The organism is Mesorhizobium sp. WSM4935 (assembly GCF_029625735.1).
Taxonomy (GTDB): domain Bacteria; phylum Pseudomonadota; class Alphaproteobacteria; order Rhizobiales; family Rhizobiaceae; genus Mesorhizobium.
In genome coordinates this window covers 31777-45792 of the sequence record NZ_JARTVR010000015.1, presented here as the reverse complement: position 1 = coordinate 45792, position 14016 = coordinate 31777, and the positions used below count along the sequence as shown (strand labels likewise).

The 14016-nt window shown below is 62.9% G+C and carries 11 protein-coding genes; 5 read left to right on the top strand and 6 right to left on the bottom strand.

Annotated elements, in window-relative coordinates:
* Positions 1–10: 10 nt before the first annotated feature.
* Genes P9273_RS26210 through P9273_RS26200 form a run of 3 tightly spaced genes read right to left on the bottom strand, consistent with a single transcriptional unit; the run spans position 11 to position 4844 of the window.
* The gene (locus P9273_RS26210) at positions 11–1555 is read right to left on the bottom strand and encodes a SpoVR family protein (protein WP_278051456.1); all 1545 of its coding nucleotides are present in this window, start codon (positions 1553–1555) and stop codon (positions 11–13) included.
* Positions 1556–1566: 11 nt separating this feature from the next.
* On the bottom strand, positions 1567–2877 hold the full coding sequence (locus P9273_RS26205) for a YeaH/YhbH family protein (RefSeq protein ID WP_040998902.1): 1311 nt from the start codon (positions 2875–2877) through the stop codon (positions 1567–1569).
* A 17-nt stretch (positions 2878–2894) separates the two neighbouring features.
* A complete protein-coding gene (locus tag P9273_RS26200) occupies positions 2895–4844 on the bottom strand; it encodes a PrkA family serine protein kinase (protein WP_278051380.1) in 1950 nt (649 codons plus the stop codon).
* A 288-nt stretch (positions 4845–5132) separates the two neighbouring features.
* On the opposite strand from P9273_RS26200, the gene P9273_RS26195 reads away from it, so the two are divergent.
* Positions 5133–5939 (top strand): alpha/beta hydrolase, encoded by an 807-nt coding sequence (locus P9273_RS26195; protein ID WP_278051379.1) that lies wholly within the window; start codon positions 5133–5135, stop codon positions 5937–5939.
* 4 nt (positions 5940–5943) lie between these two features.
* Here the strand turns inward: P9273_RS26195 and P9273_RS26190 are convergent, their stop codons facing one another.
* A complete protein-coding gene (locus P9273_RS26190) occupies positions 5944–6246 on the bottom strand; it encodes a BolA family protein (protein ID WP_278051378.1) in 303 nt (100 codons plus the stop codon).
* A gap of 157 nt (positions 6247–6403) precedes the next feature.
* Here P9273_RS26190 and P9273_RS26185 point away from each other — a divergent pair, with 157 nt between their 5' ends.
* From P9273_RS26185 to P9273_RS26170, 4 genes are all read left to right on the top strand, one after another.
* Positions 6404–7027, top strand: a complete 624-nt coding sequence (locus P9273_RS26185; protein ID WP_040989310.1) for a J domain-containing protein — start codon at positions 6404–6406, stop codon at positions 7025–7027.
* 123 nt (positions 7028–7150) lie between these two features.
* Positions 7151–8137 carry a cobaltochelatase subunit CobS gene (gene cobS, locus P9273_RS26180; RefSeq protein ID WP_041000295.1) on the top strand — a complete coding sequence of 329 codons (987 nt, stop codon included), beginning with the start codon at positions 7151–7153 and terminating at the stop codon, positions 8135–8137.
* Between the two features lie 54 nt (positions 8138–8191).
* Entirely contained in the window at positions 8192–10090 is a 1899-nt protein-coding gene (gene cobT / locus P9273_RS26175) for a cobaltochelatase subunit CobT (protein ID WP_278051377.1), read from the top strand.
* Positions 10087–11103, top strand: coding sequence for an esterase-like activity of phytase family protein (locus P9273_RS26170; protein WP_278051376.1), 1017 nt, complete (start codon positions 10087–10089; stop codon positions 11101–11103). Before cobT ends, P9273_RS26170 begins: the two co-directional genes overlap by 4 nt.
* A gap of 48 nt (positions 11104–11151) precedes the next feature.
* Here P9273_RS26170 and P9273_RS26165 read toward each other — a convergent pair whose 3' ends face one another.
* Positions 11152–11961 (bottom strand): hypothetical protein, encoded by an 810-nt coding sequence (locus tag P9273_RS26165; RefSeq protein WP_278051375.1) that lies wholly within the window; start codon positions 11959–11961, stop codon positions 11152–11154.
* Positions 11962–12177: 216 nt separating this feature from the next.
* Positions 12178–13953, bottom strand: a complete 1776-nt coding sequence (locus P9273_RS26160; RefSeq protein ID WP_278051374.1) for a GtrA family protein — start codon at positions 13951–13953, stop codon at positions 12178–12180.
* Positions 13954–14016: the final 63 nt, after the last annotated feature.

Genomic DNA, 14016 nt, shown 5'->3' with positions numbered 1-14016 from the left:
ACAATCTCGCTCAAAGTTCCTTGGTCCAGCGCTCGCTGAGCATCGCGCCGGTTCCACCGTCGATAGCGGCCAGGCTGACGTCGTAGCCCCAGAGGTTGCGGACATGGCGCAATGTCGCGTCGCGGCTTTCGCCCTCGAGCATGACGCCGTCCTTCACCGTGTGCTGGAGCCGCAGGTGGCGGTCGCCCAGAAGGTCGACATCGACCACCTGGATGTCGGGACGGCTGGCTCCGATGTCGTAGCTTTGCGCCAGAGCCGACCGTATCTTGGCATAGCCACGCTCATTGTGGATGGAGGCGACTTCGTAATGCGGCTCGTCGGCGCCGTCGGCCAGCACGAAGAGCCGCCATTTGCGGATCAGCGCCGGGCTCAGATACTGGCGGATGAAAGATTCGTCGCGGTGATTTGCCCAGGCGTCGAGCAGCGTGTCGCGCCAGTCGCCGCGGCCGGCGATGTCGGGAAACCAGTCGCGGTCCTCGGCGGTCGGCGCGGTAGAGATGCGCTGGATGTCCTGCATCATGTCGAGACCGAGCGCATAGGGATTGATGCCGGAAAAGCGAGGATCGTCATAAGACGGCTGAAAGACCACGTTCGAGTGGTTGCGCAAGATCTCGAGCATGGCGCCTTCGCTGATGCGGCCACGATCGAAAAGCGTGTTCATGAGCGTGTAGTGGACGAAGGTGGCGCAGCCTTCGTTCATCACCTGGGTTTGCCGCTGGGGGTAGAAATATTGCGCGATGACACGCACGATCCTGACGATCTCGCGCTGCCAGGGCTCAAGGACGAGGCTGTTCTTCTCAAGGAAATAGAGCAGGTTTTCCTCCGGCAGATTGAGCGATTTCTTCCTCTCGGCAAGGTTGTCTTCCCCTGCATCAGGCTTGCTCTTTCCCTGCGAGGGCGGCAGCGTCCGCCACAGATCGTTGAAAGAGCGCTCCTCATATTCGAGGCGCTCGCGCAGCCCTTCGCGCTGTTGCTCCGATGACAGTTTCGGCGGCCGATGGTAGCGGAACACGCCCTGCTCCATCAGCGCGTGGGCCGAATCCAGAATCGCCTCGACAGCGGCCAGGCCGTGCCTTTCCTCGCATCGGGCGATGTAGCTCTTGGCAAAATCCAGATAGCTCAAAATGCCGCCGGCGTCGGTCCATTGCTGGAAGAGATGATTGTTCTTGAAGAAATGGTTGTGCCCAAGCGCGGCATGGGCGGTCACCAGGGCCTGCAGAGCCATGGTGTTCTCTTCCATGAGATAGACGATGCAGGGGTTGGAATTGATGACGAGCTCATAGGCCAGACCGCGCGCGCCCTTGCGGTAGAGAAGCTCATCGTAGAGGAAGCGCTTGCCGAATGACCAGTGCCGGTACATCAGCGGCATGCCGACCGAGGAATAGGCGTCGAGCATCTGCTCTGAAGAGATGACCTCCATCTGCACCGGATAGATGTCGAGGCGAAGCTCCTCGAGGCCGATCGCCTCGATCTCTTCATAGGCCCGGGACAGTTTCTTGAAATCCCAGTCCGACCCGGAAAACAGCAGTTCGGACTTGCGCGCCTGGTTGACCATTTCCGAGGCCCTCAAGCGCTCTTGCGCAGATCAGGCTGCCTGGCGAAGAGCTGTCGGAAGACCGGGTATATGTCGGCCGGCGCGGCGATGCGCCTCATCTGGAAGTTCGGCCATTTCCCGTCGACGGCATTGTAGGCGCGCCAGAGCGACGTCCCGTTCTCGGTCGAGCCGAAAATATGGCTTTCCCGCTCGTCGATGATCTCCACATAGGCGAAATACTGGCAAAGCCGCATGAGCTTGCGGTCGAGCAGTTCTATGCAGCGCTCGGAGTCGGTGGCGAAATTGTCGCCGTCCGAGGCCTGGGCGGCGTAAATGTTCCATTCGGCCACCGGATAGCGTTCTTCGATGATGCGATGCATTTCCTCGAGCGCGGTTGAGACGACCGTGCCGCCGCTTTCCGTGTGATAGAAGAATGTATGCTCGTCCACCTCCTTGGCTTCGTGGGTATGGCGGATGAAGACCACCTCGATGCGTTCGTAGCGGCGCGTCAGGAACAGATGCAGCAGCACGAAGAAGCGTTTGGCCAGGTCCTTCTCGCGCTCTCCCATCGAGCCGGAGACGTCCATCAGGCAGAACATGACCGCGTTCGCATTGGGCACGGGCTGGGGATCGAAGCGATTGAAGCGGATGTCGACCGGGTCGACATAGGCAATGCGCCTGCGCCGGCGCTCAAGCCGCTCGAACGCCTCGCGCAGGGCGGCGATGCGTTCGCTCACTGCAGCACTTGCCGGCTTTGCTTCCAGCTCGGCAATTTGGCGGGCGATCGCGTCGAGCTCCTCCTGTTTGGGGCGTCTCAGCGCAATGCGCCGCCCATGGCTGTTGCGCATCGTGCGGCCGACATTGATGTTGGTCGGCGCCCCGCTTGCCGTGAAACCTGCCCGTCGCGGCTTAAAGCTCAATATCTGCTTGAGATTGAGCTTGACCAGATCGGGCAGTTCGAGATCCTCGAAGAAGAGGTCGAGCACTTCCTCGCGCGACAGCACGAAACGGAAGTCGTCTTCGGATTCCTTGGTACCCGGGGCCGACCCGTAGCCTCCCCCGCCGCCCGGCTTGGAGATCAGATCGCCGGGACTGAACGTCCTGTTGCCCGGCAGGATGTGCTGGCGCCGGCCACTTGCCTTGTCGTCGCCGAAGGTCGGCTCGCCGGTGCCTTTGCGAGGCATGGGCACGGCATGCTCGCGGTCGACTTCGGCGATGCCGCCGGTGCGGACCTGGTCGCGGATGCTGCGCTTGAGCTCCTCGCGGGCACGCCTGAGGAAGCGCTGGCGGTTGCCCAGGCTTTTGTCCTTCGGGTTCAGGCGGCGGTCGATGAAGATCGGCATGGAACCGTCCGCTTTGCTCATCCCGCCTTGTTCACGCGCATGTACCAGTCGACCAGCCGTCGCACCTGCCGTTGGGTATAGCCGCGCTCCACCATGCGCTGCACGAATTCATTGTGCCGCTTCTCCGTGACGCTGTCCTGCTTGGAGCCGAAGCTGATCACCGGCAACAGGTCCTCGACCTGGCCGAACATGCGCTTCTCGATGACCTCGCGAAGCTTTTCATAGCTCGTCCAGGAGGGGTTGCGGCCATGGTTGCGCGCCCGCGCGCGCAAGGTGAATTTGACCACCTCGTTGCGGAAGTCCTTGGGATTGGCGATGCCGGCGGGTTTCTCGACCTGCGACAATTCCTTGTCCAGCACCTCGCGGTTGAGGATCTGGCCGGTGTCGGGGTCCTTGTAGTCCTGATCCTCGATCCAGGCATCGGCGTAGGCGATGTAGCGGTCGAAGAGGTTCTGGCCGTACTCGCTGTAGGATTCCAGATAGGCCTTCTGGATCTCGTGGCCGATGAACTCGGCATAGCGCGTCGCGAGTTCCGACTTGATGAACTCCAGATAGGCGGCTTCCGTTTCCTTCGGGAATTGCTCGCGCTTGATCGCCTCCTCGAGGATGTACATCAGGTGCACCGGGTCGGCGGCGACCTCCTTGGTATCGTAGTTGAAGGTCTGCGACAGGATCTTGAAGGCGAAGCGGGTGCTGACCCCGGTCATGCCTTCGTCGACGCCGGCGGCGTCGCGATATTCCTGGACCGACTTCGCCTTCGGATCGACCTCCTTGAGGTTCTCGCCGTCATACGCGCGCATCTTCGTGTAAAGCGGCGAGTTCTCGTGCTCGGCAAGGCGGGTCGAGACGGTGAAGCGGCTGAGGATGTCCAGCACCTCCGGCGCGCAAGGGCTGTTCGCCAGCTCGCTCTCGCGCAGCAGCTTCTCGTAGATATGCCGTTCCTCGGTGACGCGCAGACAATAGGGAACCTTGACCACGAGGATGCGGTCGAGGAAGGCCTCGTTGTTCTTGTTGTTCTTGAACTGCTGCCATTCCGATTCGTTGGAATGGGCGACGACGATGCCCTGGTAGGGAAAGGCGCCGAAATTTTCGGTGCCGTTGTAGCTGCCTTCCTGGGTTGCGGTCAGCAACGGATGCAGGACCTTGATCGGCGCCTTGAACATCTCGACGAATTCGAGCAGCCCTTGCGTCGTCCGGTTGAGGCCGCCGCTGTAGGAATAAGCGTCCGGGTCGGACTGGCTGAAATTCTCCAATTGCCTGATGTCGACCTTGCCGACCAGGGCCGAGACGTCCTGATTGTTCTCGTCGCCGGGCTCGGTCTTGGCGATGGCGATCTGGCGCAGCCGCGACGGCATCAGCCTGACCACGCTGAATTTGGAGATGTCGCCCGACAGTTCGTCGAGACGCTTGGCCGCCCAGGGCGAGATCAACCCGTTCAGGCGGCGGCGGGCGATGCCGTATTTGTCTTCCAGCAGATCGCCCATGCGATCGGGATGGAAAAGACCAAGCGGCGATTCGAAGATCGGGCTGATCTGGTTGCCGACCTTGAGCGTGTAGATCGGGCGCTCTTCCATCAGCTTCTTCAGCCGTTCGGCGAGCGAGGACTTGCCGCCGCCGACCGGGCCAAGAAGATAGAGGATCTGCTTACGCTCCTCGAGCCCTTGCGAGGCATAGCGGAAATATCCGGCGATGCGCTCGATCGTGTCCTCCATTCCGTAGAAGTCGGAGAAAGAGGGATAGATCTTGATGGTGCGGTTGGAGAAAATGCGGCCGAGCCGCTCGTCCTTGCTGGTATCGATGAGATTCGGCTCGCCGATCGCCTCGACCATGCGTTCGGGCGCCGAAGCGTACATGGATTTGTCTTCGCGGCAGGCCAGCAGATATTGCTGCAGGCTGATCTCTTCCTGGGCCGCGTTGGAATAAATCTCCGAAAAAAGGTCGAAGACGTCTGATTGGTTCTCGCGCATGATGCTTTGCCTCGGAGCCGATGGGCTGCCAATCGGCTCATCGCTGCATCAACTGCCGGAAAGCACTGTTGGTTCCCTCACTGTGAAGGATAGCGCATGCAATCTGGCATTGACCTCGGTTGATACCCCGACGCGGCCGAAAGTGCTCGCCTGTGAACATACGTGGTGATTGCCAGCGGACGGTCAAGGAGTGGATTTGTTTTCGCACCGAAAGTTATCATTTTTGGTCCGTAACGAGGCACGGCTGGCATCCGTGCCCCTCGCGGCGCAACCTGTCCGGAGACGGCGATGATCGATCGACGCAGCTTCATCGTGGCATCCTTGGTGGCGCTTTTGCCGGCAGGTGCGTCAGCCGCTGGGCGTCCAAGCCAGCCGGAACCGCAAACCCGCGACTACGGTCCGGCCAAGCTCGACATCTATGCCGCGGACGGCGCGAAGAACCTGCCGGTGGTCTTCTTCGTCCATGGCGGCGCCTGGCGGTTCGGCGACCGCAGCCAGGTCGGCGCCAAGCCGGGCTTCCTGCTTGCCAACGGTTTCCTCTTCGTCTCGATCGATTACCGCATGTTGCCGCAAGCCGATGTCGCGACCCAGGCCAGCGACGTCGAAAAGGCCTATGCCTATGTGCGCGCCAATATCGCCCGGTATGGCGGCGACCCGAACCGCATCGTCGGCATGGGCCATTCGGCCGGCTGCCATCTGGTTGCGCTGACCGGCATGCGGGGAGGACTGCCTGGCGTCGCAGGGCTGATCCTCGACGACACCCGAGCCTATGATCTTACCGCGCTTTCCAGGAGTGGCGGCATGGTTCGCGCCTATGCGCGCGCCTTCTCCGATCCCGCGCAATGGACCGCGCTGTCGCCGGCGAGCTATGTCGACGGCAGGAAGCATCCGCCGACCTTCATCGCCTATTCGCGTGCACCCGGGCGAGGCGAAGAGTCGCAAGCTTTCGCGAAACGCCTGCGCGCCACGGGAACCAAGGTCACGCTGTTCGACGGCAGCGCCTATACGCACATGTCGATCAATGGCGATTTCGGCAAGGACGGCGACGCCTTGACCGCGGCAGCGATGGCGTTTCTCAGGGCGACCGTCGGGTGAGCGCTTACCAGCGCGTCTTCTCGCCGGGCGCGGCCGGCTCGATCGCCAGCGCATGCACGCCGGCTTTCAATTCGTCGGCAAGCAGTTCGTTGACGGCGCGGTGACGGTCGACGCGGCTCATGCCGGCAAAGGCGGCCGAGACGACCCGGACGCGGAAATGCGTCTCGCCGGTGCCGTCGAAGTGGGCCTCGTGGCCGTGCTCGACATGGTGATGGCCGGCGTGAAGGTGGCTTTCATTGATGACGGCGAGCCTTTCTGGCGAAAACGCCGCTTTCAGCTTGTTTTCCATCGTCGACTGTATGGACATCCGGGCTTCCTTTTCCCACATGACGGTGTAGCCGCAACCTATCTGCGGCACAGCCGCAAAATCTTGAATTCGACCGCTTTTTAAGCCGCGATTCAGCGGTTAGGGCGATCATCGGCGAAATGTCAATTCTTGTTTCGCACATGCGAACGGCCCATAAATGGGGGAGATGAAAGCGTATCCCAAATATTTCGAGAAAATTCGAATCCGGCCGGAGAAGGACGCGGAGCTGAAGTCGCGCGCCCCGATCTGCCAGTGGGACGGCTGCAACGAGGCCGGTACGCACCGCGCGCCGGTCGGGCGCCTCAAGGAGGGCGAGTATTTCCGCTTCTGCTTCGAGCATGTGCGCGAATACAACAAGGGCTTCAACTACTTCTCCGGCGTGTCGGACAGCGAGATCGCGCGCTTCCAGAAAGAGGCGCTGACCGGCCACAGGCCGACATGGCGCATGGGCGCCAATGGCGGCGGAACGCGCTCGGCGCCGGATTTCGCCCAGCAGCGTTCGGGTCGTGCCGGCTACTACAACCGCATGCGCGATCCCTTCAATCTGTTCGGCTCAGGGGCGCGCGAGCCGCGCGAGCGCAAGGCAAAGCCGCTTGAGGCCAAAGCGCTGGAAACGCTTGGCCTTGACACAAAGGCGACTGGCCAGGACATCAAGGCGCGTTATAAGGAACTCGTTAAGCGCCACCATCCGGATGCGAATGGCGGCGACAGAGGTTCGGAAGACCGGTTCCGCGATGTGCTGCAGGCCTATCGCGTGCTCAAGCAGGCAGGATTGTGCTGAGCGGCCCTACGGTCCGTGTCGTTTTCCAACTTTCATAAGGTTGGAAAAGGCTCTAAGACCGCCCCCGGACAAAATCGATTGCCGGCGAAACGCGGCGTTTCGCCCGTGGAGACGTTGATAGAGATGAACAAGGTCGATCGCGACATCGCCAACCTGCCCGACACGACGGTGTCGGTGAAGGAGAAATTCGGCTTCGAGTCCAAGATGGTCGTCCCTGCCTATTCGGCGGCGACCGAGCACGTGCCGGACATCGACCCGGATTATCTGTTCGACAAGGCGACGACGCTGGCGATCCTCGCGGGCTTTGCCTACAACCGCCGCGTCATGGTGTCGGGCTATCACGGCACCGGCAAGTCGACCCATATCGAGCAGGTGGCAGCGCGGCTCAACTGGCCCTGCGTGCGCGTCAACCTCGACAGCCATGTCAGCCGCATCGACCTCGTGGGCAAGGACGCCATCGTCGTCAAGGAAGGCCTGCAGGTCACCGAATTCCGCGACGGCATCCTGCCCTGGGCCTATCAGCACAATGTCGCGCTCTGCTTCGACGAATATGATGCCGGCCGTCCGGACGTGATGTTCGTCATCCAGCGCGTGCTGGAATCGTCGGGGCGGCTCACGCTGCTCGACCAGAGCCGCGTCATTCGTCCGCATCCGGCCTTCCGCCTGTTCGCCACCGCCAACACGGTCGGTCTCGGCGACACCACCGGCCTCTATCACGGCACGCAGCAGATCAACCAGGCGCAGATGGACCGCTGGTCGATCGTCACCACGCTGAATTACCTGCCGCACGACAATGAAGTGAACATCGTGCTGGCCAAGGCCAAGCACTATCGCGACAACAAGGGCAAGGACATCGTCAACAAGATGGTGCGCGTCGCCGACATGACGCGCTCGGCCTTCATCAACGGCGACCTGTCGACCGTGATGAGCCCGCGTACCGTCATCACCTGGGCCGAGAACGCCGAGATCTTCGGCGATATCGGCATGGCGTTCCGGCTGACCTTCCTCAACAAGTGCGACGAGCTGGAGCGTTCGGTGGTGGCCGAGTTCTACCAGCGCGCCTTCGGCGAGGATTTGCCGGAAAGCGCCGCCAACGTGGTGCTGGGCTAGGCGCGCAGCTGAAAGGCCTCCAGCCTTCCAGCATGAACGCGCAGGGAATGATCAATGGCGGGTCCGGGCGACAACACGCGCAACAAGCCGAAGACGGGTTCTGAAGCCGACAGCTTCAAGCGCGCCGTGACGGTGTGCATGCGCGCCGTCGCCGGCGACAAGGACCTCGAGGTCGGCTTCGCCAAGGACCGGCCGGCTCTGGCGGGAAATCGCGCGCGCCTGCCCGAACTGCCCAAGAAAGCGTCCCGCAACGACATCGCGATCACACGCGGCATCGGCGATTCCATGGCGCTGAAGCGCGCCTGCCACGATCAGCGCATCCACAACAAGCTGGCGCCGGAGGGCAAGCTCGCGCGGTCCATCTTCGATGCCGTCGAGCAGGCCCGGGTCGAGGCGATCGGCAGCCGCGCCATGCAGGGCGTGGCCGACAATATCGGCTCGATGCTCGAGGACAAATACGCCAAGGCGAACCTTGTCGATGTCAGGGACAAGGCGGACGCGCCGCTCGAAGAGGCGGTCGCGCTGATGGTGCGCGAAAAGCTCACCGGACGTCCCGCGCCCAAGAGCGGCGAGCGGCTGGTCGACCTCTGGCGTCCCTGGATCGAGGAGAAGGCCAGCGCCGATCTCGACGGCCTGTCGGCCAAGCTCGAGGATCAGCAGGCCTTTGCCCGCGTCGTGCGCGACATGCTGGTTTCCATGGAAATGGCCGAGGAGCTCGGCGATGACCAGGAAACCGACGATTCCGAGGAAAACGAAGAGAACGAGCAGCAGGGCGAGGAACAGAGCGAGGAAGGCGGCGAGGAGGATTCAGGCTCCGAGCAGTCGCAGTCGGAAGACGCCGAAGCCTCCGCTGACGAGGAAGAGTCGGCCGAGACGGAAGCGACCGACGCCACCTCGGACGACCTGTCCGACGAGGATGATTCCGACGCCGAGACGCCGGGCGAGGCCAAGCGCAACGACAATCCGTTCCTCAACCTGCCAAAGGAGATCGACTACAAGGTCTTCACCACCGTCTTCGACGAGACGGTCGGCGCCGAGGACCTTTGCGAGGAAGAGGAACTCGACCGGCTGCGCGCCTTCCTCGACAAGCAACTCGCCAATCTTTCCGGCGTCGTCGGGCGGCTCGCCAACCGGCTGCAGCGCCGGCTGATGGCGCAGCAGAACCGCTCCTGGGATTTCGACCTCGAGGAAGGGTATCTCGATCCGGCGCGCCTGGTGCGCGTTGTCATAGATCCGATGCAGCCGCTGTCCTTCAAGCAGGAGCGCGACACCAAGTTCCGCGACACGGTGGTGTCGCTGGTGCTCGACAATTCGGGCTCCATGCGCGGCCGTCCGATCACGGTCGCCGCGACCTGCGCCGACATCCTGGCGCGCACGCTGGAGCGCTGCGGCGTCTCGGTCGAGATCCTCGGCTTCACCACGCGGGCGTGGAAAGGGGGGCAGGCGCGCGAGAAATGGCTGAAGGACGGCAAGCCGCCGAATCCCGGCCGGCTCAACGACCTGCGCCACATCATCTACAAATCCGCCGACCATCCGTGGCGGCGCGCGCGCCGCAATCTCGGGCTGATGATGCGCGAGGGCCTGCTCAAGGAAAACATCGACGGCGAGGCGCTGCTTTGGGCGCATAACCGACTGATCGGCCGGCCGGAGCAGCGCAAGATCCTGATGATGATCTCGGACGGCGCGCCGGTCGACGACTCCACCCTCTCGGTCAATCCGGGTAATTATCTGGAGCGGCATCTGCGGGCGGTCATCGAGCTGATCGAGACGCGCTCGCCGGTCGAGCTGCTGGCGATCGGGATCGGCCACGACGTCACGCGCTATTATCGCCGCGCCGTCACCATCGTCGATGCCGAGGAACTGGCCGGCGCCATGACGGAGCAGCTCGCCTCGCTGTTCGGCGAGGAAAGCGCGCGCGACACGCGGCGCGGCGGCTTGCGGCGCGCCGGATGATCTTTTCGGGGCGGCGTGCGCGGCGGACGCTTTTCGCCTGCATGCTGGCCTGCGCCTCGCCGGCCATTGCTGGCCCGGGAGCTCCCGTCGAGACGGTCGAGATTTCGGCGCGGCCGATCAGCCAGTTCCATGTCGGCCATGACGAGACGCGGTTCGGGCCGCTTGAATTCGTCGGCGGGCTGGAGATGACCTCGCCTACGCGCGATTTCGGCGCGCTGTCGGCCTTTCGCTTCCTGAAGCCGGGCGGCGATTTCATCGGCGTCGCCGATACCGGCTTCTGGTTCTTCGGCACGATCACGCATGACGCCGGCAAGCGACCGTCGGGTGTCAGGAATTTCCGCATGCAGCAGATGGTCGACGCCTCGGGCCGGCCGATCGACAAGAAATGGGAAGTCGACGCGGAGGGGCTTGCGGTCAAGGACGGCATCGCCACTGTCGGCTTCGAGCGCGACCAGCGCGTCGCCCAGTTCAAGATCGATCCCGACAATATGAAGGCTCCGGTCAGGCAGCTCGATTACCTGATCCCCGCCCAGGAGCTGCGCCAGAACCGCGGCTTCGAGACCGTCACCCACGCCAATCCCTATGGGCAGCACGCGGGCAGCCTGGTCGTGGTCTCGGAGAGGAGCCTCGACGAAGCCGGCAATGTCTACGCCGCCGTCATCGGGGGACCGCATAAGGGCGTCTTCACCGTCAAGCGCGACGGCGAATTCGACATAACCGACGGCGCCTTCCTGCCGGACGGCGATCTGCTGCTCCTGGAGCGCAGTTTCTCGATCGCGCGCGGAGTAAAGATGCGGCTGCGGCGCATCTACGGCGAAAGCGTCGAGAGGGGCGCGGTCGCCGACGGGCCGGTGCTCATGGAGGCCGACATGGGCTATCAGATCGACAATATGGAAGGGCTGGACGTCTGGACGCGCGACGACGGCGCGCTGATGGTGTCGCTGGTATCCGACGACAACCACTCGATCCTGCAGCGCAACCTCTATCTGGAATTTATCCTGCACCAGGACTGAGGACGGCAGGCGCCGCCTGCCGCTCGGAAAAACGGTTCTGGAATTGCGTTACCGGCCGATGTGGCGGACTTCGTTCATCACGAAATTGGCCGCCCGCTTGCTCCGGTTGCGGATCTTGAGCGTCGCGGTGTTGTCCACGAAATAGGTGTGAAGGATGCTGTCGCGGGTGCGGACTTCCGGTCCGACCGTGTCGACCGCATGCCAGGTGTCGGTGCCGACCGCAAAGGCGTAGCCGGTATTCGGCGAGAACGACATCCGGTGCGAATTCTCGAAACGCCCGTCCGGCATGCGCTCGGCGAAGCGGGTGCCGATATGGTTGATCGAGTCGTCCTCCGGTAGATAGAACTGAACTGTGATGCCCTTCCATTTCGTGTCGGTGTGGAAGCCGATCTTGTAGCCGGCCACGTCGCGCGTCAGCATCGGCACCGGATACATGCCGACCTTCATGAAATCCGAGCCGAACCGGCGCTCCAGGCCCGGGGCAAGGCGCCGCATGAAGGCGTCTTTCAGTTCCGGCGCATGCAATGCCTTGCCGACCAAGGCCCAGACGGCCCGTTTCTCGCTAGGCAGGTGGCGGATATATTCGGGGTAGAGGTCGATCTTGATCCGCGTCGCGGTTCCGTCAGCCTTGATATTCACATTGTTGCGCCCCTTGAGCGCACGATATTCCCGCGCCTCGGGCATGGCGGCGCGCATGCGCAGATAGAGGTCCGCCGGAAAGACATCCGTCATCTCAAGATGCCAAAACGGCTTGTCCACAAAGGCGGCGCGGTTCACGGCGTCCACCATGTGCGAGACAACATGCTGCAGCGTTTGTGTGGCTGACGCAGGCGCCAACGCAATATTTATGGCCGTCATGGATACCTTCTCCCTAAAACCCCGAATCCAAATTGCTTGAATACATATATCGCTGCCCGAGCGAAATGCTAACCAAAGCACAGGCTGGATTGCAACGACCCACCCGAATGATCTCGATCGCGGTTTTCTAAATCATGAAGGCATATTGCATCGGCGCAAAACGAGCGCTTTGCAAAGCGTGCGGTCGACGATGCTGATATGGCCGCAAGCCGATATTCAACGGACCTTGTAGATCTCGATCGGCTTTCCAGCGGTAGACTGGTCCAGTTCGAGCCATGGCGGCGGGTCGCCCCGCAGCAACGCCGCGGCAAGGCCACTCGGCGCGTCCAGGCCCAGCGATATCTCTTCCGTGTTGCCGCGGCAGATCGCGATCAGCCCGACATGCTCGCGCTCGATGACGGCGCGGGCAGCGTCCGGCGCTCCCATGAACGCGTCGAGCATGGCCAAATTGCCGCCGACATTGCGGTGGTAAGGGCCGGCCAATGCCCGATGGCCCGTAAACATCAATATTCCCGAGCCGAGATTGGACGAGGCAAGCACCGTCGTCGCCGGCATGGCGGCAAGATCGCGGAAGTCGCCCGGCTTGCCGCAGGTGACCGCATGGTCGGGATCGGAATTGATCCGCTGCGGCGCCTTCTGGACCATGGATTGCGCCGCCACCGCGACCCCGGCCCAGGTCGCGTTGAGCGAGACCAGCCAGGCCATGACGATGCCGGTAGAAAGGCGCCATGAGGGCGCGGCGTCCGCCCGCAGGCGGATTTTCGCGATCCAGGCCGAGAGCGGCAGCACGGCGAAGGCGACGGAGAAGGTCGAGCCGCGCACCTGCCAGAGGCTGACGCCGAAGGCGACGAGGAGCAGGATGGCGGCGAGAATTTCCTCGCGGCGCAGGCCACGGCTTCGCAACTGAAAGCCGATCAGCAGGATCGCGATGAAGGGCGTGACATAGCGCGTCGCCATCAGCTTCGGCTGGTGGATGGCGACGCTCCAGAAGGGCTGCGCTTCGACCACGTCGGCCAGCCAATAGGTGCGGATGCGCTCGTCCATGCCCGCATAGGGCGATGCCAGGCATTGCGGGAAGAACGTTATCACGGCGGCCGCGACCACCGCCGTCAGCGCCAGCATGGAAACCAGCCGCGCCCGGGTTGTCGACGCCGTCAACGTCGCGGCGATCGCTAGGCCGAAGCCGGACAGCGCTGCTACCGCGAATTGGAAGGACGAGAAGGCGTCGCATTGGGCCACGCCCCAATCGGCCGGCCGGATGGTTGCCACGAAGACCAGCGAGGCGATGCCGGCAAATCCGAGGCCGAAGCCTCTCGCCGTTGCGCGCTCCTTGCCGTCGAGGATGAACAGGACAGCGGCACAGATGCCGAGCACCGCAACATAGGGGGCGGTTTCCATGCCGACAGCGAGCGTCAGGCCTGCGCAAATGCCCGACAGAAGCGCAGCCGGCCGCCAGGAGGGCGCTTCCATCAGGAGCCAGAGGCTGGCCGCCGTCAGCAGCAGCTGGACGTTGTGGTGATCGATCACACCCGGGCTGTAGATCACCAGGAAGAACAGCGCCGCGGTCGACAGAATGGCCGCCGGCATCGCGACATTCGTAGCGGCGAAGCGCTGGGAGGCGCGCATCAGCACGAAAATGGTCAGCCCGTAGAGCAGGGTCGGCCAGATGATCTGCGCAGCGCGTTCGGCAGTGGCGGTGCTGGCGCCCAGCGCATCGAAAGCCATGATGATGAGCGCAAGGGGCGTGTCGACCAGCCGCGACCAGTGCATGACGAAGCCGTCCGAGGTGCCCATCCTGTATTGATGGAGGTCGAACCAGCTTTGGCCGCCGAGCAGGTCGCGGACCTCGACCAGGCGCAGCATGCTGTCATTGTCGGCGCCGTAATTCGCAAGGGTGGGGAAGCCGGAAACCGCGTTGATCGCCAGCACCACCAGCGTGGCGCTCAACGCAAGCAGGAGATCGTTTTTCCAACCGGTGCCTTGCACGGTCATGCTGGTCGCGAGGCCTTAGAAAACAATGAGATAGAGTGGGTTAGCCCGGTTAGTGGAAAAGCG